A 1,649-nucleotide genomic window follows, 5' to 3' on the forward strand; every position below is an offset into this window, starting at 1 on the left:
GTGCCGTTCGACCTGGCTCAGGGGCCGCTGCTGCGTGCGACCCTGGTGAGGGTGGCGGCGCAGGAGCACGTGCTCGCGCTGTCCATGCACCACGTGGTGTCGGACGAATGGTCGGGGCGGGTCCTGCGGCGCGAGCTGGTGGCGCTGTACGAGGCTTTCCGGGCCGGTGAGCCGGACCCGCTGGCGCCGCTGGCCGTGCAGTACGCCGACTTCGCCGTCTGGCAGCGGCAGTGGCTGTCCGGCGACGTGCTCGACGCCCAGCTCGGGTACTGGCGTGACCGGCTCGGTGGCCTGCCGACACTGGAACTGCCCACCGACCGCCCGCGCCCCGCGATCCGCTCGGCGGACGGCGGAGTCGTGGAGTTCGCCGTGCCCGCGCGGACGGCGGGGCGGCTGCGGGCCTTGGCCCGCGAGCATGGCGTGACCATGTCGATGATGTCGCTGGCGGCCTTCAGCGTGCTGCTGGGCCGTTATGCGGGCACCGATGACGTGGTCGTCGGCACGCCGATCGCGAACCGCAACCGGGCCGAGACCGAGAACCTCATCGGCTTCTTCGTCAACACCCTCGTCATGCGCACGGACCTGTCCGGCGACCCGACCTTCGCCGAACTCCTCGGCCGGGTAAGGGAAACCGCCCTCGGTGCGTACGCACATCAGGACGTGCCCTTCGAGCAGCTCGTGGACGAGCTCGTGACCGAGCGCGACCGCTCGCGCAGCCCGCTCTTCCAGGTCCTGTTCAACTACGACACGGCGGACACCGCGGCCAACACGGCCCAGCGGAAAGCCGACCTCCTGTGGGAGGGCGGAGCCGAGCTCACCGCGGACTTCTCGGCCGACCGGCCGATGCTCATAGGCGTCGACCTGGCGGTCAGGGTCGGGGACACCGGTGAGGGTCTGGCGGGTGAGGTCCAGTACAGCACCGCTCTGTTCGACGCGGCGGCGATGGAGCGCTTGGCCGCGCATTTGGTGCGGGTGTTGGAGGTGGTGGCTGAGGGGGGCGACTGCCGGGTGGGTGACCTGTCGGTGTTGTCGGTGGGTGAGCGTGAGCGCTTGGTGGCCGCTGGCGACGGTGGCGAGGTTCAGCTGCCGGCGGTGGGTGGGGTGCATGAGCTGATCGCTGAGCGGGCTGCCTCGGCTCCGGATGCGGTGGCTGTCGTCGCCGGTGGGGAGTCGTTGACGTATGGCGGGTTGATGGTTCGGGCGAATCGTCTGGCGCATTACCTGCGGTCGGTGGGTGTGGGTGCGGAGTCGGTGGTGGGGCTGTGTCTGCCGCGTGGTGTGGAGATGGTGGTGGCGGTTCTTGGTGTGTGGCAGGCGGGTGGGGCGTATCTGCCGCTGGACCCCGAATACCCGGCTGATCGGTTGGAGTTCATGCTCGCGGATGCGGGTGTCCAGGTCGTGGTGGGCGAGCGTTCACTGATGGAGGGGCTGCCCGTCGGGCAGGGTGTGTGGCTCGACGACACGGTCGTACGGGAGACCCTTGCGTCGCTGCCGTCGGAAGCACCCGAGACGACTTCAATCGCTGACGGACTCGCCTATGTGATTTATACGTCGGGTTCGACGGGGTGGCCGAAGGGTGTGCAGGTCGCGCATGGGGGTGTGGTGAATCTGGCGTTGGGGTTGGGGTCGGCGCTGGGTGTGGGTGTGGG

The 1,649-nt window shown here is 69.4% G+C and carries 1 protein-coding gene; it reads left to right on the forward strand.

Annotated features, from left to right (window positions below; genetic code table 11):
• Positions 1-1,649, forward strand: a 1,649-nt coding sequence (locus ACFWGJ_RS43595; RefSeq protein WP_387334532.1) for a condensation domain-containing protein, incomplete at both ends; no start/stop codon positions are given.

Origin of the sequence: Streptomyces sp. NPDC060205, assembly GCF_042728395.1 — a bacterium.
Classification (GTDB): Bacteria; Actinomycetota; Actinomycetes; order Streptomycetales; family Streptomycetaceae; genus Streptomyces.